Consider the following 24,763-nt stretch of genomic DNA (forward strand, 5'->3'; position numbering starts at 1 on the left):
CGACGTCATTCCCGCGCAAGCGGGAATCCACCGTCCGGTTCGAGGGAAACGGGAAAATGGGTGCCCGCTTTCGCGGGCACGACGCCGCAAGGCTCATTGACGGTGAGAGGGGTGGACCAAGGCGCATGGCGCCGACTACCGTTCGCCGCAGGGACGCACTCGGGGGAGAGCGCGATGGGCAAGGCAACGGCGGATGCGACGCGCGCGTTCTTCGACGCGGTCGATCGCCTCGATGCGCCACGCCAGCAACCGCGGCGCGTCGAAGCCGCGCTGCGGCGCGAGCTGCTGCGCATGTCCGCGGCGCAGCTCGAGGATTTCCAGCGCGGCTTCGACCTCGCGCTCGCCGAATTGCGCACGCCGGCGTTGTGGGCGGCGGCCGGTCTCGTGCACGAACCGCTCGACCCGTACGACTACGACGGCTTCGCCGCTTGGCTCCTGTTGCAGGGCGAGCACGTCGCGCGCCGCGCGCAGGACGATCCCGACGCGGTGATCGCCGCGCTCACGCGGCGCCTGTTCGGCCGGCGCCGCCGGCCGATGTACGACGATGTGCTGGAGACCGCGCAGCGCATCTACGAGACGCGCTTCGACAGCGATCTCTACGAGGCCGTCGCCGCACCGGCTTGGCACCTCGATCCGCTGTACGCGGACGGGCCGGTCGCGAACGTGCGCTGGACGCATCCGGAGATCCTCGAGCAGCGCTATCCGCAACTGTGGCGCGCCTTCGACACGCGCGCGCTGCGCGTGATCCCGATGAGCGACGACAGCGGCGACGCCTGCACCTGCTGCGGGCGCGTCTACCACGTCGGCTACGGCCTGCTCGCGCACAAGCGTGCGCCGCTCGGCGCATACACCGTGCATTTCGTCGAAGGCGCGTTCGGCGCGGTCGATTCGACCGTCACCCTCGACGACGGCGAACGCAGCGTGATGATCGGCGTGCGCCATTCGCAGCGCGGCTCGCGCAGTGGCGTGCGCGTGCTCGACGAAGACGAGATGCCGTGGCGTCCCGACGACGATCGCGTCGTGCTCGGCCGCGACGCTGCGCGCGCGCACCCGCTGTACCGACGCGCGCTGCAGGCGATGCTCGGCGTGTGGGACCGCGAGCCGCGCCTCGCCGGCCATCGGCGTGCGTGGCGCCAGCGCCGATGGCTCGCCGATGCGAGCGCGCGCCGCGTCGCCGCGCCGCCGGCCCCGGCCGACCGCGCTTGCGGGAGTTGCGGCCGCGTGCACGGCGACCTCGAGATCAGCCATCGCTTCCCCGACGCGCTGGCGACGATGTCGCGCTGGCAATGGCGCCATCGCGTGCAGGGCGACGGCGACGACCTGCTGCTCGACGGTCGGCGCCACTTCCTGCGCGGCCTGCTGCCCGTCGCGGTCGACGGCGCGAGCACGCCGTACCGCTTCGGCGTGTGGATCGAACGCCTCGATCCGAGCCTCGGCACGCGCGAGATCGACGGCCGCGAAGAAGCCGAGCGGCGCCTGCAGCGCGGTGCACGCGGCCTGCTCGCGAACGACCTGCTGTTCCTGCCCGAGTCGACGCTCGGCCTCGAAGTGTCCGTGCGCCAGCGCGACGACGGCGAACGCCCCGAGTTCCAGTTCGACCACGACACCGATCACCCGCTCGCGAAGATGCAGCGCGACGGCCTCGCCGCGGACCTGCCGCGGCGGTTGCTCGCGCTCGTGCCGCACGATTGAGCCCTGCTGCGTCGTCATGACGTCTGCATGCGACGTCATTCGGACTCATCCGCGCCGATCACGTGCTCGCCTGCGCGCCAGTGCCCCGCGTCACGCGCCGGTTGCGTTCAGCGCACGCTCGGCACGATCGCGCAGGGTTTCCGTAGCGTCGCGCAAGCCCGCGAGCGCCGCGCGCAACAGCGGTTCCGCCGCCGCCCGATCGCCGCGCTTGGCGAGTGCGAGACCGCGCAGCGCATCGAGGCGGAACGTCCACAATCCGTCGCCGGCGCCGGCTTCGAGCGCAGCAGGGTCGAGCGCGTCGAGTCCGCGCGTCGCGTCGTCGACGCGACCGAGTTCGATCTCGGTCGCGGCGAGCCAGAAGCCGGCGACCTGGCTCTGCGGATTCTTCGCGCCGAGCTGGGCGGCGAGCTTGTCGTGGGCGGGTTGCAACTTCGCCGCTGCGTCGCGCGCATCGCCGGATTCGTACAGCGCCTGGCCCCAGTTCGCGAGCGTGACGGCGGTGACGTTGTGGTCGGCGCCGAGCCGCTTGCGGAAGGCTTCGTGCACGCGTCGCGCGTAGTCGAGCGCGTGTGGCCAGTCGCGCTGCTTCATCGCGACGTCGAACAGGTCGCTCAGCACCATGAGATTGCGCGTGTGGTCCTCGCCGAGGCGCTCGACGATCGTCTTCTGTGCTTCGATCAACTGCTGCTGCGCCTTCGCCGGATCGCCGCCCTGCGTGTAGGTGCGTGCGACCGCGGCCTGCGCGAACGCGATCACCAGCCCGTTGTCGTCGGCACGCGTTCGCGCCTCGGCGATGAGGGACTCGCCTTCCGCGCGCGCCTCGTCGAGGTGGCCGGTCTGGGTCAGTGCGCCGACGAGGTCCATGCGCATCGAATCGCGCAAGGTGACGTTGTCGGGATCGGTCGCGCGCAGCAGCGGGATCGCGGTGCGGTATTCCGGCAGCGCCTTGGCGTAGTCGCCGCGGTTCATCGCATAGATGCCCCAGGCGGACGCGCGCAGGAAGCTCCGCTGCGGATCCTGCGAATCGCCGACCAGGCGATCGAGCGCGTGCAGGTGCTCGAGCGACTCGTCGAACTTGCCGATGCGCGTGAGCAGGCGCGCGAGCAGGGTGCGCGCCTTCAGCGCGTCGAGGCTCGCTTCGCCTTCCTCGCGCTCGTACAGCGCGAACGCGCGGCGCGCCTCCTCCTCGGCCTCGGGCAGGCGCTCGATCATGTTGAGCAGCATCGTGAGGCTGGTGCGGATCGACGCTTCGGTCAGCGGCTGCCCGGCGAAGCGCGTCGCGATGCGCGCGCGCGCGCCGAGCAGCACGTCCTTGAGCGAGGCGTCGCCGCCCTTGGACAGCACGAGCGGGTTCGAGCGACCGATCAGGTCCTCGTTGAGGAAGCGGTTGATCGCGTTCGCACGCGCGAGTTCGCGCTGCGCGTCGTCGCGCGCGCGCGACGCGGCGAGCCACAGGCCGAGCGCGGCGACGAGGCCGGCGGCGAGCGCGCCGAGCAGCGCGATCGCGTAGGGACGACGCGCGCGACTGCGCGCGAGCGCCTCGCGCGCCTCGCGATCGCGTCGTTCGGCCTGCGCGGACGCCGTGCGTGCGTCGCGCCGCGCCGCGAGGCTGCGCAGGCGTGCGGCGAGTTCGGCCGCGCTGGCGAGGCGGCGCTGCGGCTCGCCGTCGGTGGCGAGGCGGATGTCCTCGCGCAGCAATTCATCGTCGACGTCGCGTTCCCAGCCGGACGCCATCGGCCGTGCGAGGTCGCCGGCGAGCAGCTGGTAGAGCATGACGCCGAGCGAATAGACGTCGCTGCGCACGGTCGGCGCCTGCCCCGCGAACAGTTCCGGCGCGACGTACAGCGCGGTGCCCGCGGTCGAGTCGGTCGCGACATCGCGTGCGGTGGCCGGCCCGAGGCGCGTGATGCCGAGCTCGGCGAGCCGCTCGGGATCGACGAGGTGGCCGCTGCCGAAATCGGTCAGGCGCACGTGCGGCGTTCCGTCGCGGTCGTCGACGAGCACGTTCGCCGGCTTCAAGTCCTTGTGCAGTACGCCGACGCCGTGCGCGGCGTCGACCGCGTCGGCGACCTGCAGGAACAGCGCGAGGCGCGCATCGATGCCGGTCGCGCCGAGCGACGCGATCGACCATTCGAGCAGGTTGTCGCCGCCGTACTCGCATTCGAGGAAGAATGGCGGGTTCTCGAAGTTCCAGTCGATGATGTCGACGAAGCGGCTGCGCTCGTCGAGGCTTTCGCGCAGCACGCGCGCGAGCGTCGCCTCGCGCTTGAGCGCGCGCAGGCGCTCGCCGTCGGCGCCGAACTTGTAGACGCGCAGCACGTGCGTCTTCGCCTGCTCGGCGAGCCAGACTTCGCTGCCGCGGTTGGCGCCGAGCTGGCGGCGCAGGGTGAAGTTCGGCCGCCCGGGCACCGGCCGGCCGGGCGCGAGGTCGAGCCGGCTGTCGATGCGGCGGCCGGTCGCGACGCGCGCGACCTCGCCGTCGAGGCGGTAGCCGATGCGTGCCTGCGTCACGAGCCGCTCCGCGTTCGCCTCGCCGAGCGCGCGGCGCAGCTTGGCGATCGCGTTCGGCAGCACCTTGTCGACGGTCACGCGCCCGGCCCACACCTCGCGCAGCAGTTCTTCCTTGGTGACGACCTCGCCGGCGTGGCGCAGCAGGTAGCCGAGCACGTCGAGCGCGCGGCGTTCGACCTCGACCGGGAGGTCGGCGACGCGCAACTCGAAGCGGGCTTCGTCGAATTCGGCGCTGCCGAAACGGTAGCGGTAGCAGTGCGGTTCGGTGCGATCGGGGTCTTGCATGCGGCGACGGGGAAGCGCAGGCCGCGACACCGAAGGCATCGGCGAGGCCGGGCGTGCAGGGTACACGACCCGGTTCTCGCGCCGCGAGTGTCGGTGCCGCCGCGAAATCGCCTCGCGTGGACGATCCGTTACCGAACCGTGGTGCTGGCGTAACCCCATGTGCGACGCATTGCTCTACGCTCCGCGCCCGTCGTCGCATCGGGCTCGCCGCATGCGGCGCCGTTTTCGTTCAGCAATGTCTTCCAAGGAGCCGTTCACGATGAATCCCCGCCTCGTTCCCCTGGGCCTCGCCATCAGTCTCGTCCTCGCCGCGCCGTGCGCCCTTGCGCAGACCGTGCCTTGGCGCGCGGTGATCGGCACGAACTCGAGCGTCGTCGTGCCGGGGCTGCCGAGCGTGGCGCGCTCCTACGGCGACGTCGTGCTCAGCGATGCCGGCGGCGGCCGCGTCGGCGTGCGCATGAGCTCGTCGAACTACGCCGGCTACTGGGCGTACAAGCAGGGCGCATGGGCGCAGTACATGAAGGAAGGCGTGACCGGCGTGCTCGGCCCGGGCCGCAGCGGTGGTGAAGCCGCGCACGTCTTCCTCGACTACAGCAGCGGTTTCGGCGCAGCCGGCTTCGACGGCCAGCGCGTGTTCGTCGCCAAGGCCGGCAACCCGGCCGACACCGTCAACGCGACCTGGGGCGTATGGCGCTGGGACCAGCAGAAGAACGTCGAGATCGCGCGCGTGCTCACCGACGGCACGCTCGGCCCGGGCATGGGCCTGGACTGGACGTACGCGGCCGGCGTCTCCTTCGGCGTCCGCGCGATGAGCGGCGGTCGCGCCCTCATCAATGCCGACGTGACCTCGCCGACCAGCCAGGTCAACCGCCTGCTCGTGCAGTCGCTGCCGGGCGCGGCGAACCAGCCGTGCATGCTGCGCAACTCGACCTCGCGCGATCTCGCGCCGAACCTGGTCGCGGGCGACACCTTCGACACGGCCTGGGATTTCAATGCGCTGGCGGTGACACCCGGCAATCGCGTCTACGGCGCGTTCAGCGCGAGCAGCGGCGACGGCATCTGGGAAGTCTGCAACGGCGCGCCGCGCGCGCGCGCGGCGACCGGCCGCACCGATGCGCTCGGTCCCGACATCGGCGTCGCGACCGCGCAGTTCACCAGCTCATTCACCACGCCGCGACCGGGCAACGAAGGCAATGTCTACTTCTTCGCCAACTTCCGTCCGACTTCGGGCGACAGCAGCCGCGCGGGGCTGTTCTGGAACGACGGTGCCAGCAACCGCGCGCTCGCGATGAACGACGCGAGCGGCACCTGGGGCCCGCATTGGCTCGATGCGACCTGGAGTTCGTTCGACACCGGCTCCCTGATGAGCGCGGGCGAGTGGAGCGCGTTCACCGCCACCGTACGCACCGGCGACGGCGGCACGCCGGAAGGGCTTTGGCGCGTCCAGGCCGGCGGTACGCCGGAACTGGTCGCCTTGTTCGACCTGCCCGGCAGTTATGGTCCGGAATCGGGACGCAGCTGGTCGAGCTTCTACGCCCGCGCGATCCTCTCCAATGGCGACATCATCGTTTCCGCGTACACCAATCCGAACAGCGAATACGCGCTGTGGCTGCTCAAGCGCGGCGCCGCGCCGCGCCGCATCCTCGCGGCCGGGCAGAGCGTGTCGATCCCGACCTCGTCGGGCATCGTCGCCGACACGGTCAGCAGTTTTTCGTTCGATGACTCCGGTCCGGCGTTGTACGGCGCCGGCGTGGATTCGTGGGCGGGCGCCGACGGCAGCGTGCTCGTACAAGTCAACGCTGCGACCTACGGCAACGTGCGCGTGATGGCGATCCCCTCCAATCCCGTCGATCTCATTTTCCGCAACGGCTACGACGGCTAGCCCCCGGTCGCGGTGCGCGCCAGCACGGATGCGGCGCGCATCACGACCGGCTTCCGTCGCGCGCGCTACACGCCCGGCCCGCGTCGCCCCATGACCAGCGAGACGACGAACAGCACGAGGAAGACGAGGAACAGGATCTTCGCGATCGATGCCGCGGTGCCGGCGATGACGCCGAAGCCGAGCACGCCCGCGATGAGCGCGATCACCAGAAAGACGATGGCGTAGTACAACATGCGGTTCTCCTTGCAGGGTTTCCGTGCGGTCGCCGCGGCGCGCGGCGTCGTTCGCGGCTCCACGGTGGAGCGCCGCGCGTGAATGCGTGGTGACCCGCGCAGGCCACCGTTCAGCGCGTGGACGGGCGTGGTCGCGAGGGCGCTGTGCTAACCTCGCGCACCCGAGAATCCGTGCCCGATCAAGACCCGAGGAACGCCATGAACAAGCTCGCCTGCCTCATCCCACTCGCGCTCGCGCTCGCCGCCTGCGGTTCGAACGAATCGACCGCACCGGTCGCCGCGACGCCGAAGCCGGCTGCGCCCGCACCGGTCGACCAGCCCGCGCAGCCGACGCCGCCGCAAAGCGCGAACGAGCTGCTCGGCGCGAAGCTCGACGGCATCCTCGCCGGCGACTGGCGTTCGGCCGCGAACAAGGCGCGCGACCAGTACCGTCATCCGAAGCAGACGCTCGAGTTCTTCGGCCTCAAGGCCGGCGACACGCTCATCGAGATCACCCCGGGCGGTGGCTGGTACACCGAGATCCTCGCGCCGCTCATGAAGGGCAACGGCACCTACATCGCCGCGGTCGCCAAGCCGAACAAGCCCGACGGCGAAGCCGCGACCGACAAGGCGAAGCTCGAGCAGCGCTTCGCCGCGGACGCGGAGCGCTACGGCGAGGCGAAGACGGTCGAGTTCGACGGCCAGGCGCCGGTGCTCGGCGCGCCGGGTTCGGCCGACGTCGTCGTCACGTTCCGCAACGTGCACAACTGGGCCGTCGGCGGCAGCGCCGAGGCGAAGTTCAAGGCGTTCTTCGACGTGCTCAAGCCGGGCGGCGTGCTCGGCGTGACCGACCATCGCGCCGCGCCGGGTGCCGAGTTCGAGAAGATCAAGGATTCGGGCTACCTGCCGCAGGAGATGGTCGTCAAGCTCGCCACCGACGCCGGCTTCAAGCTCGTCGCGACGAGCGAGATCAACGCCAACCCGAAGGACACCAAGGACTACGAGAAGGGCGTGTGGACGCTGCCGCCGACGCTCCAGCTCGGCGACAAGGACAAGGACAAGTACCTCGCGATCGGCGAGTCGGACCGCATGACGCTGAAGTTCGTCAAGCCCGGCCCGGACACGATCTTCCGCCAGCCGGACCAGGCACAGAAGCACTGACGCGCGTTCAATGCGGCGCTCCCACGACGGCGAGCGTCGCGCGGTAGCGTTCCGGGTACGGCGCCGGCTGCTGCAGCAGCACGGCGCCCGCGCGCTGCAGCAGCCGTCGTGCTTCGTCGCTGCGCCCACTCGCATGCCATGCGCGAGCCAACACGCGGCGCGCTTCGGCGATGCGCCAGTCGTCGTCGCCGAAATGCCGCGCGAGGATGCGCAGCGCCTCGTCGATCGTTCGCGTCGCCTCGTCGACGCGGTCCAGTTCGACGAGCGCCTCCGCGTAGCCCATGAGGTTCTCCGCGATCCGCTTGTGGTCGGGAGGGAGCTTCGCGCGCAGTACCGCGAGCGCGGCCGCGAAGCTGACCGCTGCCCGCTCGTATCGCCGCTGCCCGGACTGCGCGTAGGCGAGGCGCGTGCGATCGATCGCGACATCGACGCTGTCGGCGCCGAAAACCGTGCTTTCGGCGGCAATCACGCGCGCGAAATCCGTGGCCGCGCCCGCGTAGTCGCCACGCTGTTCCTGCAGTCGCGCGAGGTTGTAGAGCACCGCGGTCACACCGGGCGCCCGGTCGCCGAGGCGCGGTGCCATCACGGCGAGGGAAGCGCGTAGCGCTGCCTCCGCTTCGTCGACGCGACCGAGATGCATGTAGAGCCCCGCGCGATCGGCCTGCGCCTCGGCGAGCGCGAGCGGATCGGGCGGCTGCTGCCGACGGTAGGCGGCGATCGCGCGGTCGAACACGGCGACGCCTTCGGCATAGTCGCCGGCGTCGCGCATCGACAGGGCGATGCCGAGCCCGTGCAGAGCAGCGGCATTGCCGCCGCCGTCGCCGGCCGCGCGCACCGCTTCGCGAGCGCGTTCGATCGCCCGATCGAGGTGGCTGTCGTCGCGCTCGATCGCGGCGAGTTCGGTCAGGTCGCGGGCGAGGTCGTCGGAGACGCCGCCGAAGCCGCGTTGAAGGTCGATCGCCTGTTCGAGCAGGGAGCGGGCGCGTGAATGGCTGCCGAGCGCGTGATGGACGCGGCCGATCGTGTAGAGCAGATCCGCGCGCACGCGCGGTTGCGATGGGAAGGCGCCGGCGATGCGCTCGCTGCCGGCGTCGAGCACCTTGCCGACGCTGAGGTTCTCGCCCTCCGACTTGGCAGGGTCGGCCTGCTCGAACAGTTCGACGAGAAAGTCGCGGGTGGCGGCAGCCTTGGCGGCCTCGATGCGCGCGGCGTCGCGCTGCGCCCGAACTTGTCGGTTCTGCGCGACCAGCGCGCCGGCGTAGGCGAACGACACCACGAGCGCGCCCGCGACCGCGGCCGCGACGAGGCGGTGGCGCCGCACCAGCGCGCCTGCGCGTTCGCCCCACGTCGCCGCGCGCGCGGCGATCGGCTCGCCGGCGAACCAGGCGACGAGGTCGCGATCGAACGCGTCGACCGACGAGTAGCGCTGCTCCGGTTCCTTCTGCAAAGCGTGCGACACGATCCGTTCGAAGTCGCCGCGCAACGCGCGCGGCGCGACCGATGTGACGTGGCCGGCGCTGCGCCTGCGCTCGAGCACGTCGGCAGGCCGCGGGGATTCGCATTCGCAGAGCGCGCGCTCGAGTGCGACGCGGTCGCCGTCGTACGTCGCGAAAGGACGTTCGTCGCAGGCGAGCTCGTACAACAGCAAGCCGAGCAGGAAGACATCGGTGGCGGTACTCGCCGGCTCGCCGCGCAGCTGCTCCGGACTCGCGTAGTGGGGCGTGAGCAGGCGCGCACTCGCCTGCGTCACGTCGCCGTCCTCGTCCAGCGGCTTGGCGATGCCGAAGTCGAGCAGCTTGACCTGCCCGTCGCGGCTGACCAGCACGTTCGACGGCTTGATGTCGCGATGCACGACGAGATGTCGGTGTGCGTGCGCGACGGCGCCGGCGACGTCGCGGAAGAGCTCGACGCGAGCACGCAGGTCGAGTGCATGCTGCATGCAGTAGCGGTCGATCGGCAGGCCGTCGACGTATTCGAGCGCGAGCCACGGCCGCCCGTCCGCGGCGATACCGCCATCGAGGTAGCGCGCGATGCGCGCATCGGTCAGCCGCGCGAGGATCGCGCGCTCGCGCAGGAAGCGCATGCGCAGCGCGGGCGAGGCGAAGCCGACCGCCATCAGCTTGAACGCGGCGACTTGCCGCACGCTGTCGTGCACGCGTTCGGCCAGGAATACTTCGGCCATTCCGCCTGCGCCGATGCGTTGCCACAATCGCCAGCCGCCGATTTCGATCGCGGCCGGTCGCGCGGCATCGAGCGCTTCGTCGAGCAGGCGCGCCGCGTCGAGCGCCTCAAGCGGACCGGCGCGTCGCGCGTGCCCGAGCAGCCGTCGCAGCTCGTCCGCGAGATCGGGTTGCGTCGCGCAGTGGCGCGCGAGCCACGCCGCCTGTGCATCCGCCTCTAGCTCGAGCAAGACGCGCAAGGCCGCGTCGAGCGCTCGCCAGCGCGCCGCGTCGGGCCACGGGCTCATTCGTTCGCCTCGAGTGCAAGTGCATGGCCGATCCAAGCGCGCGCTCGCAGCCACTCGCGCTGCACGCTGCGCGGCGTGAGCCCCAGCAGCGCCGCGGCCTGCGTGCTGTCGAGGCCGCCGAACAAGCGGTATTCGATCAGGCGTACGAGGCGCGGGTCGCGTTCGGCGAGCGCGGTCAGCGCTTCGTCGAGTGCGACGATCACCTCCGGTCGATCACCGGCGCTTGCTTCGATCGCGCCGAGAGGGAGCGCGCCGCCACCGCCTCCGCCGCGCTTTTCGGCGTGGCGACGACGGGCGTGGTCGACCATGATCTGGCGCATCGCGCGCGTGCACAGCGCGAGCAGATGCGTGCGGTCCTGCAGTGCCAGTGCCGCGTTCCCTGCGAGCTTGACGTAAGCCTCGTTGACGAGCGCCGTCGTCGACAGCGTCGCTCCGCCGCTCGCGCGCAGCAAGGCCCGATGCGCGATGCGGCGCAGCTCGTCGTAGACGAGCGGGAACGCCTGCGCGAGCCGCAGGTGCTCATCACCACAGCCGGTGGCGGGCAGGCGGCCAACGCCGTCGTCGGTGCTTTCGTGCATGGTCAGCGACTCCGCCGCTCGCACGAGCCGGCCCACAGGCTCGCGCGCGGCGGCGGCGATTGCAAGCGCGTCATCGCACGACGACATCGGAGCCGAGGTGCTCACAGCCGTTCGAACGGATCGTGGAACAGCACGTCGTCGGAAAGTTCGATCGCACCGACGTCGCAGCGCGCGTTGCCGTCACCATCGCCGTCGGCCGGCCTCTCGGCGAACATCTGGTCGTCCTCCTCGCACCCGATCGCGCCGATTACCGGGTGCCCGGCATCGACCATCGGACTCGTCACGAGCGGCCACGCGGTCGGCGTGAAGCCGCCGTGGATGGCGAGCGGAGTCAGCTGCGGCTCCACGCCGGGATAGTTCGAGCTGCCGCCGGCGAGTTCGCAGGTGTCGTCCGAATCCATGTTGTAGCGGTTGAGATTGAGGGTCGCTCCGGCGGACACCGTGCAATCCTGGCCGCCGTTCTTCGCGATCACGCTGTTGCGCATCTGGAACGTGCCGCCGACGCCGCTGACGGCAATGCCGACGTTGCTGTTCGCCGCGATGGTGGAGTTGCGCACGACCAGCGTCGCGGCGTCGAGGTTGCCGACGCCGATGCCGAGGTTGTCGGCGATCGTGCTGTCGACAACGCTCAGGCTCGGCGAGCCGGAGAACGGCGGCACGTTGCGGATCGCGAACGCGCCGAGCTCGCCGACGCCGTGATTCGCGTGCACGCTGCTGTGGTCGATCACGAGCGTGCCGCGATTGAGGACCGCCGCCCCGGCACTGTCGACGAAGTCGTCCGCCTCCTCGTTGTCGAAGAACTCGCATGCGCTGCAGCGCGTGTCGGGACCGTCGTTGTAGAGGCCGCCGCCGAAGTTCGCGCGGTTGCCGTAGAAGCGCATCAGCGACAGTTGCACGACGCCGGCGTCGAAGTCGACGGCGATCCCGCCGCCCGCCTGGTCGCTCGGCAGGGTCGCATCGCCGCCCGTGATGTCGAAGCCGAGCATGGTCACGTTGCCGCCGTGGACATCGAACGCCCGCTCGAGGCCGCCGGCATCGACGATCGGGCGCTCGCCCGAGGCGAAGAAGAGGATCGTCACGTCGTCGGTGATGTCGAGATCGCCGACGAGCGCGGTATCGTCGCTGCCGCTGCGGGTGAGCGTGTAGAGCTGGCCCGCGTCGAGGTTGATCTGGTCCGCGCCGGCGTGCGCGTTCGCTTCCTGCACCGCCGCACGCAGCGTGCACGTGCCGGGCAGGCCGAGTTCCGCGTGGCAGATGCCGTCGCCGACGTCGTCGTCGGGGACGTCGGCCGCGCTGGTCACGGTGAAGACGGTCGCATGCGCCGGCAGGGCGAGCGCAGCGACGAAGAGGACGAGGACGAGGTGGCGCATGATCGGGCTCCTGTGGGGTTTCCGATCCACAGAACGCAGGCGAGGCAGCGAAACGACATCGAGCGTGCCGACGACGTGCTAGGCTGCGCGGCCGATGCTGATCCTGCTCAACAAGCCGTACGGCGTGCTGTGCCAGTTCACCGATCGCAGCGTGCCGCCACGGCGCACGCTCGCCGGGTTCGTCGACGTTCCGGGCGTCTATCCGGCCGGCCGTCTCGACCACGACAGCGAAGGCCTGCTGCTGCTCACCGACGACGGCGCGCTCGCGCACCGGCTCACCGATCCGCGCCACAAGCAGCCGAAGACGTACCTCGTGCAGGTCGAAGGCACGCCGACGCCGGTCGCGCTCGATGCGCTGCGCCACGGCGTCACGCTCGCCGACGGACCGACCCTGCCCAGCGATGTCGAAGCGCCCGTCGCGCCGCCCGACTGGCTGTGGCCACGCGTGCCGCCCGTTCGCTTCCGCAAGAGCGTGCCCGACGCATGGCTCGCGCTGACGATCCGCGAAGGCCGCAATCGCCAGGTGCGGCGCATGACCGCCGCGGTCGGCCTGCCGACCTTGCGCCTCGTGCGCGTGCGCGTCGGCCCGTACGCACTCGACGGCCTCGCGCCCGGCGAGACGCGCGTCGTGCCGGACCACGCGTAGGCCGGATCCGCGAGAAATGGATCCGGTGCCCGTGGGCGCCGCGCAAGCCGCGATGCTCTTGCGATTGCGGCGTGGCGGGAACAGCATCGCGGTTCCGCCGCTGCCACGGGAATGCGCATGTCGTTCAAGGACCATTTCTCCGGTCACGCGGGCGCCTACCACGAAGCGCGGCCGACCTATCCGGACGCGTTGTTCGACTGGCTCGCCGCGCAGGCGCCGGCGCGTTCGCTCGCCTGGGACGTCGGCTGCGGCAACGGCCAGGCGAGCGTCGCGCTCGCGCGCCGCTTCGCGCGCGTGCATGCGACCGACCCGAGCGCGGCGCAGATCGCGAATGCGGAAACACGACCGAACATCGACTACCGCGTCGAACCGGCTGAAGCATGCTCGCTCGCCGACGCGGGCGCGGACCTGGCAACCGTCGCGCAGGCGCTGCACTGGTTCGACCATGCGCGCTTCTACGCCGAGGTGCGACGCGTGCTCGCGCCGGGCGCGCTGGTCGCGGCATGGAGCTACGCCGACTGCAGCGTCGCACCGGCCGTCGACGCGGCGAAGAACCGGCTCTACGTCGACCTCACCGGGCCGTACTGGCCGCCCGAGCGGCGCTACATCGACGAAGGCTACCGCACGCTGCCGTTCCCGTTCGACGAGATCGCCGTGCCGGCGTTCGACATGCACGTCGAATGGACGCTCGCGCAGTTCCTCGCCTACCTGCGTTCGTGGTCGGCGACGCAGCGCTACCTCGCCGCGAACGGGCATGATCCCGTCGCGCTCGTCGAGGACGAGATCGCGCGCGGCTGGGGCGATCCGCTGCAGGCGCGACGCGTGCGCTGGGATTTCCACCTGCGCGCCGGGCGCGCCTGAGCTCCGGCGATCGGCCCCATCAATCACGCACGAAATGGACCGGGGATGGGGCCGCCTGCGTGACTAGACTCGCCGGCGATGCGGTTCGCGCATCGTCATGACGAGGTTCCCATGGCTCGCACCCCGGTTCTTCGCAACGCGACCTTCGCGGGCAGCGTGCTCGCCGCGTGCCTGCTCGCATCCACGTCGTCGGCGAGCGCCGGCGCACCGCCCGACGCGCCCGGCTACACGACCGCGCGAACCGGCGGCGCGCACGACTTCGAGTATTTCGCCGGTGGCTGGCGAACGACGCAGCATCGCCTGAAGGCACGCGGCGTCGGCAGCAACGAGTGGGACACGTTTCCTGCCACGCTGTGCATGACGCCGTACCTCGACGGCCGCGTCACCGCGGACGAGATCCGCTTCCCGACCAAGGGCTGGGCCGGCTTCACGCTGCGCAGCTACGATATCGCCAAGAAGCAGTGGTCGGTCTGGTGGATCAACAGCACGAGCGGCCGCCTCGAGACGCCCGTCGTCGGCGGCTTCGACGGCGCGCGCGGCGAGTTCTACGGTGAGGACGTCGACGACGGCCGGCCGGTCAAGGTGCGCTACCGTTGGGACAAGGTCGATCACGACCACGCGCGCTGGGAACAGGCGTTCTCCTACGACGGCCGCGCATGGGAGACGAACTGGACCGCCGACTTCGTGCGCGCCGACGCCGCGACCGCGTGCAGCCAGGGGCGACCGCGCGACTAGCGGTGCCGGCGCGATCGTCCGCGGTGCGCGCCTACAGGCGCGTCCAGTCGATGCCGAGCGCGCGCAGCCCGGCGTCGCCGCGCGCACCGAGCGCGAGCGCGCGCGAGTCCCGCCGTGGCCGCAACCAGCCGCGCTCGAACAGGCGCTCGGCGAGGCGGTTGCCGAGCGCGCCGGCGAGGTGGAAGCGGCGTTCGGTCCAGTCGACGCAACTGCGTCCGGCGAGCGCGAGGCCTTCGTCGTCGTCGAACAGGCCCGCATCGTGCAGCCAGCGCGCGCCCGCGGCGCTGAGGCGGATCGCGTCGCTGCCGAGCTCGAGCGCGTCGCGCTCGCGCAGGCGCTCGAACAGCGCGACGCCGAGGCGGCCGGCGAGGTGGCGGTAGCACGTGCGCGCACGGCGCAGCGGTGTGTCCGCGGGCGACACCGCAGCCGCGGCCGGCGCGTGCGCTCCGGCGAGCGCGAGCGTCTCGACGAGGTGCGCGACGTCTTCGCCGGCGAGGCGGAAATAGCGGTGCCGGCCCTGTGCGTGCAACGCGAGCAGGCCACCGGCGACGAGTCGCTGCAGGTGCGCGCTCGCGGTCGCCGGCGCGACGCCGGCGAGCGCCGCGAGTTCGCCGGCCGGCCGCGCGCTGCCGTCGATGAGCGCGAGCAGGATGCCCGCGCGCGCGGGCTCGGCGAGCAATGCGCCGATCTCGGCGAGGCGGTGGCGGCTGGTCGGTGCGGCACTCGTCATGCGGCGAGCGTAGCCGATCGCCGCAGGCGTCGTTTCGGCCGCCGCCGAAGCGTCCCGCGCGCGGCGCGGGCACACTGCACCGGTTCCATCCGATCCGCACGAACTGGCCCGCTGCGGGGGCTGGAATTGGCCAAGAGTGGCCGCATGCAAGGACACCCGCCGCCGCGCGACTGCCGGAGACCCGCGCCATGAACGACACGCTCGCCGCGACCGGCGCACCGCGCACCGACTGGCTGACCCCGCTCGAACTCGTCGCCCTCGGCGCGATCTGGGGCGGCTCGTTCCTCTTCATGCGCGTCGCCGCGCCGCAGTTCGGCCCGTTCGCATTGGTCGAAGTGCGCATCGTGCTCGGCGCGCTGATCCTGCTGCCGTTCCTGTGGCGTGCGCGAGCATTGCTCGATGCGAAACGCCTCGTGCAGTTCGCGATCGTCGGCGCGCTCAATTCGGCGATCCCGTTCTCGCTGTTCGCCTGGGGCGCCGAGCGCGCGCCTGCCGGCGTCGGTGCGATCGCCAACAGCCTCACCGTGTTGTTCACCGCTCTGGTCGCGCTGCTCGTCTACGGCGAGCGCGTGAGCCTGCGCCGTGCGTTCGCGATGATCGTCGGCTTCGTCGGCGTCGTCGTGCTCATGAGCGGCAAGGTCGCCGGCTCCGACGTGTTCTCGGCCGCGCTCGCGGGCACGGCCGCGTCGGCGTGCTACGGCTTCGCCGCGAACTTCACCAAGCGCTGGTTCGCCGGCGTGCCGCCGCTCGCCGCGGTCGCCGGCACGCTCGGCTGCGCGGCGATCCTGCTCGCGCCGTTCGCTCTCGCGACCTGGCCCGCGCAGTCGCCGTCGAGCGCGTCGTGGGGCAGCGCGGTAGCGCTCGGCGTGCTCTGCACCGGCATCGCCTACGCGTTCTTCTTCCGCCTGATCCAGCGCGTCGGCGCCGCGCGCGCGACTACCTGCACCTACCTCGTGCCGCTGTTCGGCGTGTTCTGGGGCTGGCTGCTGCTCGCCGAAACGCCGACCGCGACGATGCTGATCGCGGGGACGATGATCCTCGGCAGCGTGATCGCGAGCCAGCGCGAGGGCCAAGGGCGGCGCTGAGGCGCCGCCTTCGTCGCGCTTGCGCTTGCGGGAGCGTTGTGCGGTGCGCTGTTCGTTGTCGTTTCGTCGTGTTGGACGGCAGCGCAAAGCACTTTCGCGACAACCGACCCGCATCCCTGCGTGTTCCGCTCGCATCCGTGCGAGCGGGTTCCTTTTCTTTGCTTGTCCAAAGAAAAGGAACCAAAAGAAAGGACCCCCCGACAGCGGCGCCCTCCGGGCATCCTGCCCTGCGGGTGCGTGAACGGCGGCCGGGATTCGCCGACGGCGCCTCCTGCGCCGACGGCGAACGCGCACACGTCCTGTGCGCGCCCCTGCGGGCTGATCCGTCCGCCGTTCACCGCCGCTGAGGGGGCCCCGAGAGCAGCGCGCTCCTGCGCGCAGAAGCCAGCAAAGCAAGCGGACGATGCGGACACGTCGTCGCGTCGGTCCCCGTCGACCTGGCGGCCGGCACGGCCGAGCCGAAGCCGCACGCGCGAAGTCACGCGTGACCGTCCGCCCTCTCGCTGTCGGGAGAAGCCGACGCGGGCAGCGAGGCGGGCGGGTGCGCCGAAGTGATGCGCCCCTACGCTCGTGGGCACTTCACCCGAACCGCAGAGGCCACCCAGGGAAGTCGACCGGCCGACGACGCGGCGTCGAACGCCAGGACAAGTGCTCGAACCTCCCGGAACCGCCCTTCATCCGCAGAGCGCGGAACTCGGCGCGCCAGGCGCGACGCTCGAAACGTCCGACGCAGGACCCGAGCCTTCGAGCGCCGAACTCGAAGGCCGGAGCCCGGATCTCGAACGCTCGAGCGTCGGACGCCAACGTCGGAGCAAGCATCTCGAAATGTCGAGCACCCCGCCCGAGCTTTCGAGCTCCGAACTCGAAAGTTCGAGCTCCAGGCGCAGCACACCGAGCTCGGAACGCGAAATGCCAAGCTCCATGCCCATACCCCCGGTCCCGGAACCCGATCTCCCGCGTCGAACGCTCGCGCCGTCGAGCAACGAGCGCCGATGCCGCGCATGAGCGCGCGCGCGCCGGCGTACCTCACTCGGCCAAAGGGCGCGCTCGTCAGCGCCCCGGCGCGCAGGGCCGCGATGCGCCCGGAACGGCTTCGAGCCACCCGTTACGCTCATGGTTCCAGATGCGTGAACCGCTACACCCCCTGCCGGCGGCATGTTGCGCGGCGCTGCGGCATGGCCCGATCCCGCGGTCGACCAAGCGATTGAAAGCGCGTTGGAAATCGGCTTGACCAGTATTGCTTGGTCGAGCACGATGCCGTGCAACGCCCCGATTCGGGGTCGATTTGTAGTATGGCACCTGCATCGGAACGCCATTGCCATGCCTAAGCTCATGCTCGTGCCGCTGCTCCTGGTCGGCTTATCCTTGCCAAGCTTTGCGGCCGAACAAGCGTCGATTCCCAAGTGGCTCCTGGGTATTTGGGAACTCACGGACGATCCTGATCACAGTCCGACAGACTGGATGGAGTTTCGCGCTGACGGCACATTCGTGAATACGCTCGTCGATTGCAGGAAGGTCGCAGGGACATTCCACCTGTTTCGAGGCGATATCTATCTCGCCATCGAGCAAAACGGGAAGTTCTTGGCGAATGGCTCGCGACCGAATCAAGAAAAGACCAAGCTTCTTTACACTTCGCCGCGAACCAGAAATACAGCAACCTATGAGAAGGTCGCATCAGTGGAGTGCCACGGTGGCTGACTATTCGGTCAAATGGACCGAAGCCCGCTGTACTCCGATGCATGTGTGGCAGCGGCCACTACCTCAAGAGTTAGCTCTCATGAAGGCCACCTTGCCGTCCGTACTTGCGATTCTTCTATTCGCCGATTGCTCACTAGCATGTGAGCACGACTTGAGTGGCGTATGGAAGTCCGATGCCGACGCATCCATGTCGTTTAATAGAGCAAACGCCAAGCTCCAATCCAAGACGGATGCATTTCTCGCCGCACTGCTAGGCCACTTGACGTTGACGTTCGCTGGCCATGAACTGCATGAAGTGATGCCCGATATCGAAGTGCCGGTTGCTGGCCAATCAAAGCCGTTTTCGGGTTCTGATAAGCGCAAGCCGTACAAAATTCTATTCTGTAGTGCCTCGATGATTGTTTGGTCGGCCAAACGATCCTTCGCCGAAGGAGAAGAGGCTACCACCTTCAACTTTGTCGATGCTGATACGTTTTGGGTCTATGCCGGTAGCACAGAGCCTGGCTTACCGGATCTTCACGCGCGCGAGTATTTTCGGCGGGTGCGCTGAGGGCTAACATTTGTGTATGGACTCCCCTTGCAAATGACCGAGTGATTTCGCTTCTGGCAAGCGGTGCGGTTGCAGTCGTGTATTCGGACTTGGAGTGAGCAGCAGATGCTCGGGCCATGATGGAATCCGCCGGGGGCGAGCGGTCGCTGCTCTTTCGCAGCGACCTACCCCTCACGAAACTCATGTCCCGCGCGGCTTCGCGCGATGCGTCGGCACCGCCGTCCACGGATCGTCCGGCCACGGATGTTTCGGGTAGCGGCCCTTGAGTTCCTTCTTCACTTCCGGATACGTGCGTTCCCAGAAGCTGCGCAGGTCCTGCGTGACCTGCACGGGTTTGCCGCCGGGCGAGAGCAGGTGCAGCGTGAGCGGTACGCGGCCGCCGGCGATGCGCGGCGTGTCGGCGAGGCCGAACAGTTCCTGCAGCTTCACCGCGAGCACGGGGGGTGCGTCGTCGGCATAGGCGATGCGGCGTTCCATGCCGCTCGGCACGCGCAGCGACACCGGTGCCTGTTCGTCGAGCGCGCGACGCTGTGCGAAGTCGATGCGCGCCGCGAGCGCTTCGGCCAGTTGCGCCGCCTGCAGCGCATCGAGGCGGCGCTTGCCGGTGAGGTAGGGCGCGAGCCAGTCGTCGAGCGAGGCGAGCAGGGCAGCGTCGGAGAAGTCGGGCAGGCCGAGTTCGGGGCACCAGCCGCGCAGCGCATTCACGCGCAGACGCAGTTCGCGCGCGTGATCGCTCCACGGCAACGCATCGAGGCCGAGTTCGCGCACCGCGGCGAGCAGCGCGGGCACCGCGTCCTCGGGGCGCGTGGGCACGCTGCGGCGTTCGAGCACGATCGCGTCGAAGCGGCGCTGCTCGAATGCGTCGACCGCGCGCGTGTCGCGGTTCCAGCGCACGCTGCGCTCGCGCACGAGGCGCGTCGCGAAGTCGCGTTCGATCAGCGCCGGATCGAACGGCGCGGCGGCGTAGACGAGGCTGTCGCGATCTTCCTGTCGCAGGTCGACGACGACGAGCCACGGCTCGCCGTACAGCGCGCTGTCGTCGGCAAGGCGCGCGCCGCGGCCGTTGGCGAGCGTGTAGCGGCGCGGGTTGGCCCCATCCTGCTTCGCGATGCGATCGGGGAATGCGTGCACGAGCACGTCGCCGACCGCCGTCGCCGCCGAACCTGCCGTCGTGGGAGCGGCGGAAGCCGCGATGCCCCTGATGGCGGTGGACATCGCAAGTGCATCGCGGCTTCCGCCGCTCCCACAGCGGCGCCGCCACGCATCCGCTGCCTGGACGATCGCCGCAAGCGACTTCGGCTCGGCGCCGACTTCGCGCACGCGCGCTCCCTCGCGTGCGCGCGATGCCTGCAATGCGGCGACGCGCACGCGGAAATCGTCATTGCGGCCGGCGTCGCCGCGCAGCGGATTGCGTGCCTCGACGAGCGCGACGACGTCGCAGGCGAACGCGGCGTGCGTCGTGTCGGCGCGCAGCACTGCGGCACCGAGGCGTGGCGTCGCGCCGAGCGCGAGCATGCGCCGGCCGAGCGGCGCGATGCGGTCGTCGGCGTCGAGCGCGCCGAGCCGGCGCAGCAGTTCGCGTGCCTGCGCGAGCGCGCCCGCGGGCGGTGCATCGAGCCAGCGCAGCGCGTCGGTGCCCCAGGCCGCGAGTTCGAGTGCGAGCTGCGACAGTTCGACCTGCGCGATCTCGGGCGTGCGTTCGGCGTCGAGCCGGCGGCTCTGCGGCCAAAGGCGATACGCGTTGCCGGGACCGAGGCGGCCGGCACGGCCGGCGCGCTGGTCGGCCGAGGCCTGCGAGATCGCACCGGTGTCGAGCCGGGTGAAGCCGCTGTTCGGATCGAAGCGTGGTTCGCGCGCCAGACCGAGGTCGACGACCGCGCGCACGCCGGGCAGGGTCAGGCTCGATTCGGCGACATTCGTCGCGAGCACGACGCGACGCCGTCCCGCCGCCGCGGGCGCGAGCGCCGCGTGCTGCTCGGCGAGGGCGAGGTCGCCGTGCAGCGGCAGCACGTCGAGCGCGTCGCCGAGGTCGGCGAGCGTCGCGCGCACGCGCTCGATCTCGCGCTTGCCGGGCAGGAACACGAGCACGTCGCCGTCGGCTTCGGCGAGCGCGGTTTCGATCACGCGGCGCACGCCGAACGGCCAGCCGCGTTCGGGCCACGCTTCTCCCGTGCGCGCGGGTGGGTGCAGGATGCGCACCGGGTGGCTGCGCCCTTCGCTGGCGATGCGCGGCGCATCGAACCAAGCTGCGACGCGTTCGCCGTCGAGCGTCGCCGACATGACCACGAGGCGCAGGTCGGGACGCAGGTTCGCCTGCACGTCGAGCGCGAGTGCGGCGCCGAGGTCGCCGTGCAGGTGGCGTTCGTGGAATTCGTCGAACAGGATCGCGCCGACGCCGGACAGTTCCGGGTCGTCCTGGATCATGCGCGTGAGGATGCCTTCGGTGACGACTTCGATGCGCGTCGCGGCCGACACGCGGCTCTCGAAGCGGATGCGGTAGCCGACGCTCTCGCCGACGCGTTCGCCGGCCTGCGCGGCCATGAACTCCGCCGCGGCGCGCGCGGCGATGCGGCGCGGCTCGAGCAGCAGCACCTTGCGGCCGGCGAGCCAGTCCGCGCCGAGCAGCGCGGGCGGCACGCGCGTCGTCTTGCCCGCGCCCGGCGGTGCTTCGAGCACGAGGCGCGTGCCCGCGGCCAGCGCGCGCTGCAGGTCGGCGAGGATCGCATCGACGGGGAATCGCGCGGGGTCGTCACGCATGCGGGGTCATCGGGCCGGCCCCCGGAAAAAACGATCCCGCCGTGCGGCGGGATCGTCGGTGCTGCAGTGGGCGCTGTTATTCGCAGGCGAGTGCATTGATGTCCGCGACGCGCGTCCAGATGCGCGAGCCGCTGCCGCCCGGGCCGTTGTCGCCGGTACCGGTATGGCCGTTGAAACTGAAGGACATGTGCATGCAGTCCGGGAACGACACCGACAGGGTGCCCCAGTTGGCGAGGGTCACGGTCGAGCCGAAATCGCCGGCGAAACCGCCGCCGCTCGTGTAGTAGACCGGCACGTTGGTGAGGTCGGTCTGGAAGTGCGGCATCGTGCCCTGGATGATCAGCCAGTACGGCAGGCCGAGCTGGTCGTACGTGTACCAGGCCGCGAAGAACGTGCGCGACGCCGTGCCGTTGTCGATGATCTGCGTGAGCATGCCCTCGCCGTTGTGCGCTGGGTCGTACCACGAGGCGCTCGAATAGCCGTCGATCGGCAGCGGTTCGAACGCGGCCGGGTACGCCGACTGGGTCGGCACGTAGTCGGCGATGGTGAACTCAGCCGGCGACACGTTGCCCGCGTACGGATGCACGCGCAGCTTGAACGCGTAGTTGTACATGTGCAGGTAGTCGGCGCCGAAGTTGTAGTTCTCCAGCACGAACGTCGTGCTCGAGAACACCGGCGTATCGAACATGTAGTCGGCGACGAACGTGTTCGGCTCGGTGGAGGCACGCACGAAGCTCGCGGCGTCGTTGTAGTCGATGCTGCCTTGGGTGACCTGCAGCGCGGGGAACGTCGGGAAGTAATCCGTGTGGCCTTCGTTGGCGGTGTCACGGTCGATGCGCATCAGCGTGATGGCGTTGTAGCCACCGTCGCTGTTGTACGGGGTCTCGTTGCCGGAGCTGCTGCACGGTACGCGCCAGACCGAGATCGTGACGGTTTCCGGATTGAGCGCGTTGCCCGCGCTCGAGCGCGTGTAGAGCGGCAACCGCGCGGTCGACACCACGCCGCTGGCCTTGTCCGGCAACGGCCAGGCCGCGCAGCTCGGCGGGTAGGCGCGGTACTCGTTCGCGAGCGGCGTGCCCGGGAACACGTTGTTGCCCATCGCCTTGCTGCGCTTGGCGGAGCCGGTGCCCGCCGCGCGGGCACCCTGGGCGAGGGTCGCGCGCACGTTCTCGACGGCGGCCTCGTGGGCGGCTTGCGCATCCGCCGGCGCCGCGGCCGGGGCTGCGAACGCGTGCGCGGTAACGATGCCTGCGGTCAGGGTGAGCATCAGGCGGAGCGGGCTTTTCATTGGTAGTTCCCCAAGTTGGACCGCGCGAGCTTCCCCGGGCGGCAATGAATTCGCGGTGAACCGCGCCGGATGCGAGCCCGACGCAGAGTGCGCATAATCGCGCGTTTGCATGGCCGGATGAAGAGCCACCCGAGATGAAGGATACCGACCTGGCGCTGGTCGACATCGGCGCGAACCTCACGCACGAGTCGTTCCGCCCGGATTTCGACGCCGTGCTCGACCGCGCGCGTGCGCACGGCGTGGCCGCGATCGTCGTCACCGGCGCGAGCGCCGGCGGCAGCCGCGCCGCGCATGCGCTCGCGCAGGCCCATCCGGGCTTCCTGCACGCGACCGCGGGCGTGCACCCGCACCACGCACACGAATACGATGACGCCACGGACGAGTTGCTGCGCGACCTCGTCGCGACGCCCGACGTGAAGGCGGTCGGCGAGACCGGCCTCGACTACTACCGCAACTACTCGCCGCACGCGGCGCAGATCGCCGCGTTCGAGCGCCAGCTCGCGATCGCAGCCGACAGCGGCAAGCCGCTGTTCCTGCACCAGCGCGACGCGCACGCGGACTTCATCGCCTGCCTCGACGCCGTGCGCGGGCGTGTCGGCCGTGCGGTCGTGCACTGCTTCACCGGCGAGCGCGCCGAACTCGTCGACTACCTCGACCGCGACTGCTACATCGGCATCACCGGCTGGATCTGCGACGAACGCCGCGGCGAGCACCTGCGCGAGCTCGCGCGCCTCGTGCCGGCCGATCGGCTCATGATCGAGACCGACGCGCCGTACCTGCTGCCGCGCGACCTGCGCCCGAAGCCGTCGCATCGCCGCAACGAGCCGATGTACCTCGCGCACGTGTGCGCGGCCGTCGCGCGCGCGCGCGGCGAGGACGTGGCCACGACCGCGGCGATCACGAGCGCGACCGCGCGCGCGTTCTTCGGTCTCGCCGCTTAGCGGCGAACGCGCCACGTGCGCGCTCACCGCCGTGCACGTCATTCGCAGACGAGGCCGTTCGGCGCGAACAGGCGCTCGTAGGCGACCGGTCCGTCGAGCAGCGGTATCGGCGCGGCGACGTCGTCGCGCGCCGCATAGTCGAGCGAAATGTGGTTGCAGTCGGTGATCGACACCGTCACCTGGCCCCACGGCACGTGCACGAGGTCCGGACCGAGGTAGATCAGGTCGACGGTGACGCTGGTCTGGCCGGGCGTGAACGCCGCATTGCCGACCAGCCACAACGGGTCGCCGTTGTCGTCGGCGAGCAGCACGTCGAGCACGAGCTGGCGCACGGTCGAACCGTCGCCCTGACGCTGTTCGGTCATCTGCACGAGCAGGCTCTGGTTCTGCGCGTAGTTGATCCACTGCGCCGCGACGTAGCCGTCGAACGGGCGCGGCGTGGTGACGACGCCCTGCGCCGCGGCGTACGCGGGCACGGCGATGTCGACCGGCTGCACCGTGCCCGGCACGTTCGGGTCGACGCGCAGGGTGAAGGCGTCGCCGTAGGTGAAGAAGCCCGCGTCCGCATCCGGGAAGTTCTCCAGCACGAAGGTCGTGCTGTCGATGATCGCGTTGTCGTAGTTCGCGCTCTCGCGCACCGTGTTCGGCTCGCTGGCGATGCGCGGAAAGCTCTTCGGATTGCGCGCGGTCGCGCTGCCCGAGGTGATCGTGAAATCGATCGAGCCCTGCTTCACCTGCAGGATCGGGAAGGTCGGGTAGATGTCGTCGTGGCCTTCGCGATCGGTCGCGCGGTCGATGCGCACGAGCGTGATCGAATTGGGCAGGCCTTCGCTGTTGTAGGGCGTCGCCGCGCCGCTGCTGCTGCACGGCAGGCGCCAGACGCTGACCGTCACGTTCTCGAGGTAGCCGTGGTTGAGATCGGACGGCTTGCGCGCCCAGAACGGCATGTTGGTCGAATACACCGGCGCGACCGGCTTGTCCGGCAGCGGATCGGCGGCGCAGCTCGGCGGATAGGCGCGATAGCGGTTCGCGAGCGGCGTGCCCGGCGACGTATGCGTGCCCTCGACTTTCGCAATCGCGCGGCGAACGCTGCCGACGCGCGGCGCGGCCGCTGCGCGTGCCGCAACGACGTCGGCTGGAAGCGGCTGGTCGGCGGTCGCGGCGAAGGCCGCTACCGCAGTGAGGCCCGCCAGCAGCGCGAGCGAGGCGAGTGTCGTCTTGTTCATTCGTTCTCCCAGGATTTGCGGATCGCAGGCGATCGTCGGCGGCGCATCTTCGCACGCCTGCCGGTGCCACCAACGCACGGCCCGCGCG

The 24,763-nt window shown here is 70.4% G+C and carries 19 protein-coding genes; 10 read left to right on the forward strand and 9 right to left on the reverse strand.

The genetic code is table 11. The features are described 5' to 3' along the window. Positions 1-174 precede the first annotated feature (174 nt). Complete coding sequence (locus FHW12_RS08475) at positions 175-1,692, forward strand: DUF2199 domain-containing protein (RefSeq protein WP_182530567.1); 1,518 nt, start codon at positions 175-177, stop codon at positions 1,690-1,692. Positions 1,693-1,782: 90 nt separating this feature from the next. Here the strand turns inward: FHW12_RS08475 and FHW12_RS08480 are convergent, their stop codons facing one another. Next, a complete protein-coding gene (locus FHW12_RS08480) occupies positions 1,783-4,488 on the reverse strand; it encodes a protein kinase domain-containing protein (protein WP_182530568.1) in 2,706 nt (901 codons plus the stop codon). A gap of 259 nt (positions 4,489-4,747) precedes the next feature. On the opposite strand from FHW12_RS08480, the gene FHW12_RS08485 reads away from it, so the two are divergent. Next, complete coding sequence (locus tag FHW12_RS08485; RefSeq protein ID WP_182530569.1) at positions 4,748-6,370, forward strand: hypothetical protein; 1,623 nt, start codon at positions 4,748-4,750, stop codon at positions 6,368-6,370. A gap of 65 nt (positions 6,371-6,435) precedes the next feature. Here the strand turns inward: FHW12_RS08485 and FHW12_RS08490 are convergent, their stop codons facing one another. Continuing rightward, complete coding sequence (locus FHW12_RS08490) at positions 6,436-6,603, reverse strand: DUF1328 domain-containing protein (protein ID WP_182530570.1); 168 nt, start codon at positions 6,601-6,603, stop codon at positions 6,436-6,438. Positions 6,604-6,801: 198 nt separating this feature from the next. Here FHW12_RS08490 and FHW12_RS08495 point away from each other — a divergent pair, with 198 nt between their 5' ends. Beyond that, a complete protein-coding gene (locus FHW12_RS08495) occupies positions 6,802-7,743 on the forward strand; it encodes a class I SAM-dependent methyltransferase (protein ID WP_182530571.1) in 942 nt (313 codons plus the stop codon). Positions 7,744-7,750: 7 nt separating this feature from the next. On the opposite strand, the gene FHW12_RS08500 is transcribed toward FHW12_RS08495, so the two are convergent. The 3 genes from FHW12_RS08500 to FHW12_RS08510 all read right to left on the reverse strand — a co-directional run bounded on the left by FHW12_RS08500 (position 7,751) and on the right by FHW12_RS08510 (position 12,158). Beyond that, positions 7,751-10,210, reverse strand: a complete 2,460-nt coding sequence (locus tag FHW12_RS08500) for a serine/threonine-protein kinase (RefSeq protein WP_182530572.1) — start codon at positions 10,208-10,210, stop codon at positions 7,751-7,753. Continuing rightward, positions 10,207-10,788 (reverse strand): ECF-type sigma factor, encoded by a 582-nt coding sequence (locus FHW12_RS08505; RefSeq protein ID WP_182530573.1) that lies wholly within the window; start codon positions 10,786-10,788, stop codon positions 10,207-10,209. Before FHW12_RS08505 ends, FHW12_RS08500 begins: the two co-directional genes overlap by 4 nt. A 101-nt stretch (positions 10,789-10,889) precedes the next feature. Beyond that, positions 10,890-12,158 carry a right-handed parallel beta-helix repeat-containing protein gene (locus FHW12_RS08510; RefSeq protein WP_182530574.1) on the reverse strand — a complete coding sequence of 423 codons (1,269 nt, stop codon included), beginning with the start codon at positions 12,156-12,158 and terminating at the stop codon, positions 10,890-10,892. Between the two features lie 94 nt (positions 12,159-12,252). On the opposite strand from FHW12_RS08510, the gene FHW12_RS08515 reads away from it, so the two are divergent. From FHW12_RS08515 to FHW12_RS08525, 3 genes are all read left to right on the forward strand, one after another. Continuing rightward, positions 12,253-12,804, forward strand: a complete 552-nt coding sequence (locus tag FHW12_RS08515; protein WP_182530575.1) for a pseudouridine synthase — start codon at positions 12,253-12,255, stop codon at positions 12,802-12,804. Positions 12,805-12,921: 117 nt separating this feature from the next. Then, positions 12,922-13,665, forward strand: a complete 744-nt coding sequence (locus FHW12_RS08520) for a class I SAM-dependent methyltransferase (protein WP_220484373.1) — start codon at positions 12,922-12,924, stop codon at positions 13,663-13,665. Positions 13,666-13,776: 111 nt separating this feature from the next. Then, a complete protein-coding gene (locus FHW12_RS08525; protein WP_220484374.1) occupies positions 13,777-14,400 on the forward strand; it encodes a hypothetical protein in 624 nt (207 codons plus the stop codon). Positions 14,401-14,431: 31 nt separating this feature from the next. Here FHW12_RS08525 and FHW12_RS08530 read toward each other — a convergent pair whose 3' ends face one another. Next, complete coding sequence (locus tag FHW12_RS08530; protein WP_182530577.1) at positions 14,432-15,130, reverse strand: ArsR/SmtB family transcription factor; 699 nt, start codon at positions 15,128-15,130, stop codon at positions 14,432-14,434. Positions 15,131-15,318: 188 nt separating this feature from the next. On the opposite strand from FHW12_RS08530, the gene FHW12_RS08535 reads away from it, so the two are divergent. The 3 genes from FHW12_RS08535 to FHW12_RS08545 all read left to right on the forward strand — a co-directional run bounded on the left by FHW12_RS08535 (position 15,319) and on the right by FHW12_RS08545 (position 18,463). Next, entirely contained in the window at positions 15,319-16,215 is an 897-nt protein-coding gene (locus FHW12_RS08535; RefSeq protein ID WP_182530578.1) for a DMT family transporter, read from the forward strand. Between the two features lie 1,155 nt (positions 16,216-17,370). After that, positions 17,371-17,913 carry a hypothetical protein gene (locus FHW12_RS08540; RefSeq protein ID WP_220484375.1) on the forward strand — a complete coding sequence of 181 codons (543 nt, stop codon included), beginning with the start codon at positions 17,371-17,373 and terminating at the stop codon, positions 17,911-17,913. Next, the gene (locus FHW12_RS08545; protein WP_182530580.1) at positions 17,906-18,463 is read left to right on the forward strand and encodes a hypothetical protein; all 558 of its coding nucleotides are present in this window, start codon (positions 17,906-17,908) and stop codon (positions 18,461-18,463) included. Before FHW12_RS08540 ends, FHW12_RS08545 begins: the two co-directional genes overlap by 8 nt. 180 nt (positions 18,464-18,643) lie before the next feature. Here FHW12_RS08545 and hrpB read toward each other — a convergent pair whose 3' ends face one another. Both hrpB and FHW12_RS08555 read right to left on the reverse strand, forming a co-directional pair. Further along, positions 18,644-21,220: an ATP-dependent helicase HrpB gene (gene hrpB, locus FHW12_RS08550; protein WP_182530581.1), complete on the reverse strand. Its 2,577-nt coding sequence runs from the start codon at positions 21,218-21,220 to the stop codon at positions 18,644-18,646. A 76-nt stretch (positions 21,221-21,296) separates the two neighbouring features. Next, positions 21,297-22,508, reverse strand: a complete 1,212-nt coding sequence (locus tag FHW12_RS08555) for a hypothetical protein (protein ID WP_182530582.1) — start codon at positions 22,506-22,508, stop codon at positions 21,297-21,299. A gap of 134 nt (positions 22,509-22,642) precedes the next feature. Here FHW12_RS08555 and FHW12_RS08560 point away from each other — a divergent pair, with 134 nt between their 5' ends. Beyond that, complete coding sequence (locus FHW12_RS08560) at positions 22,643-23,449, forward strand: TatD family hydrolase (RefSeq protein ID WP_259392933.1); 807 nt, start codon at positions 22,643-22,645, stop codon at positions 23,447-23,449. 38 nt (positions 23,450-23,487) lie between these two features. Here FHW12_RS08560 and FHW12_RS08565 read toward each other — a convergent pair whose 3' ends face one another. Further along, the gene (locus tag FHW12_RS08565; protein WP_182530583.1) at positions 23,488-24,675 is read right to left on the reverse strand and encodes a hypothetical protein; all 1,188 of its coding nucleotides are present in this window, start codon (positions 24,673-24,675) and stop codon (positions 23,488-23,490) included. Positions 24,676-24,763 lie beyond the last annotated feature (88 nt).

Source organism: Dokdonella fugitiva (assembly GCF_014138265.1).
GTDB classification, from domain to species: Bacteria; Pseudomonadota; Gammaproteobacteria; order Xanthomonadales; family Rhodanobacteraceae; genus Dokdonella_A; species Dokdonella_A fugitiva_A.

What these genes read in the sequence shown, in the direction of transcription:
- FHW12_RS08475 (WP_182530567.1), top strand. Translation starts at nt 175, where the DNA reads ATGGGCAAGGCAACGGCGGATGCGACGCGCGCGTTCTTCGACGCGGTC.
- FHW12_RS08480 (WP_182530568.1), bottom strand. Translation starts at nt 4,488, where the DNA reads ATGCAAGACCCCGATCGCACCGAACCGCACTGCTACCGCTACCGTTTC.
- FHW12_RS08485 (WP_182530569.1), top strand. Translation starts at nt 4,748, where the DNA reads ATGAATCCCCGCCTCGTTCCCCTGGGCCTCGCCATCAGTCTCGTCCTC.
- FHW12_RS08490 (WP_182530570.1), bottom strand. Translation starts at nt 6,603, where the DNA reads ATGTTGTACTACGCCATCGTCTTTCTGGTGATCGCGCTCATCGCGGGC.
- FHW12_RS08495 (WP_182530571.1), top strand. Translation starts at nt 6,802, where the DNA reads ATGAACAAGCTCGCCTGCCTCATCCCACTCGCGCTCGCGCTCGCCGCC.
- FHW12_RS08500 (WP_182530572.1), bottom strand. Translation starts at nt 10,210, where the DNA reads ATGAGCCCGTGGCCCGACGCGGCGCGCTGGCGAGCGCTCGACGCGGCC.
- FHW12_RS08505 (WP_182530573.1), bottom strand. Translation starts at nt 10,788, where the DNA reads ATGCACGAAAGCACCGACGACGGCGTTGGCCGCCTGCCCGCCACCGGC.
- FHW12_RS08510 (WP_182530574.1), bottom strand. Translation starts at nt 12,158, where the DNA reads ATGCGCCACCTCGTCCTCGTCCTCTTCGTCGCTGCGCTCGCCCTGCCG.
- FHW12_RS08515 (WP_182530575.1), top strand. Translation starts at nt 12,253, where the DNA reads ATGCTGATCCTGCTCAACAAGCCGTACGGCGTGCTGTGCCAGTTCACC.
- FHW12_RS08520 (WP_220484373.1), top strand. Translation starts at nt 12,922, where the DNA reads ATGTCGTTCAAGGACCATTTCTCCGGTCACGCGGGCGCCTACCACGAA.
- FHW12_RS08525 (WP_220484374.1), top strand. Translation starts at nt 13,777, where the DNA reads ATGGCTCGCACCCCGGTTCTTCGCAACGCGACCTTCGCGGGCAGCGTG.
- FHW12_RS08530 (WP_182530577.1), bottom strand. Translation starts at nt 15,130, where the DNA reads ATGACGAGTGCCGCACCGACCAGCCGCCACCGCCTCGCCGAGATCGGC.
- FHW12_RS08535 (WP_182530578.1), top strand. Translation starts at nt 15,319, where the DNA reads ATGAACGACACGCTCGCCGCGACCGGCGCACCGCGCACCGACTGGCTG.
- FHW12_RS08540 (WP_220484375.1), top strand. Translation starts at nt 17,371, where the DNA reads ATGTTGCGCGGCGCTGCGGCATGGCCCGATCCCGCGGTCGACCAAGCG.
- hrpB (WP_182530581.1), bottom strand. Translation starts at nt 21,220, where the DNA reads ATGCGTGACGACCCCGCGCGATTCCCCGTCGATGCGATCCTCGCCGAC.
- FHW12_RS08555 (WP_182530582.1), bottom strand. Translation starts at nt 22,508, where the DNA reads ATGAAAAGCCCGCTCCGCCTGATGCTCACCCTGACCGCAGGCATCGTT.
- FHW12_RS08560 (WP_259392933.1), top strand. Translation starts at nt 22,643, where the DNA reads ATGAAGGATACCGACCTGGCGCTGGTCGACATCGGCGCGAACCTCACG.
- FHW12_RS08565 (WP_182530583.1), bottom strand. Translation starts at nt 24,675, where the DNA reads ATGAACAAGACGACACTCGCCTCGCTCGCGCTGCTGGCGGGCCTCACT.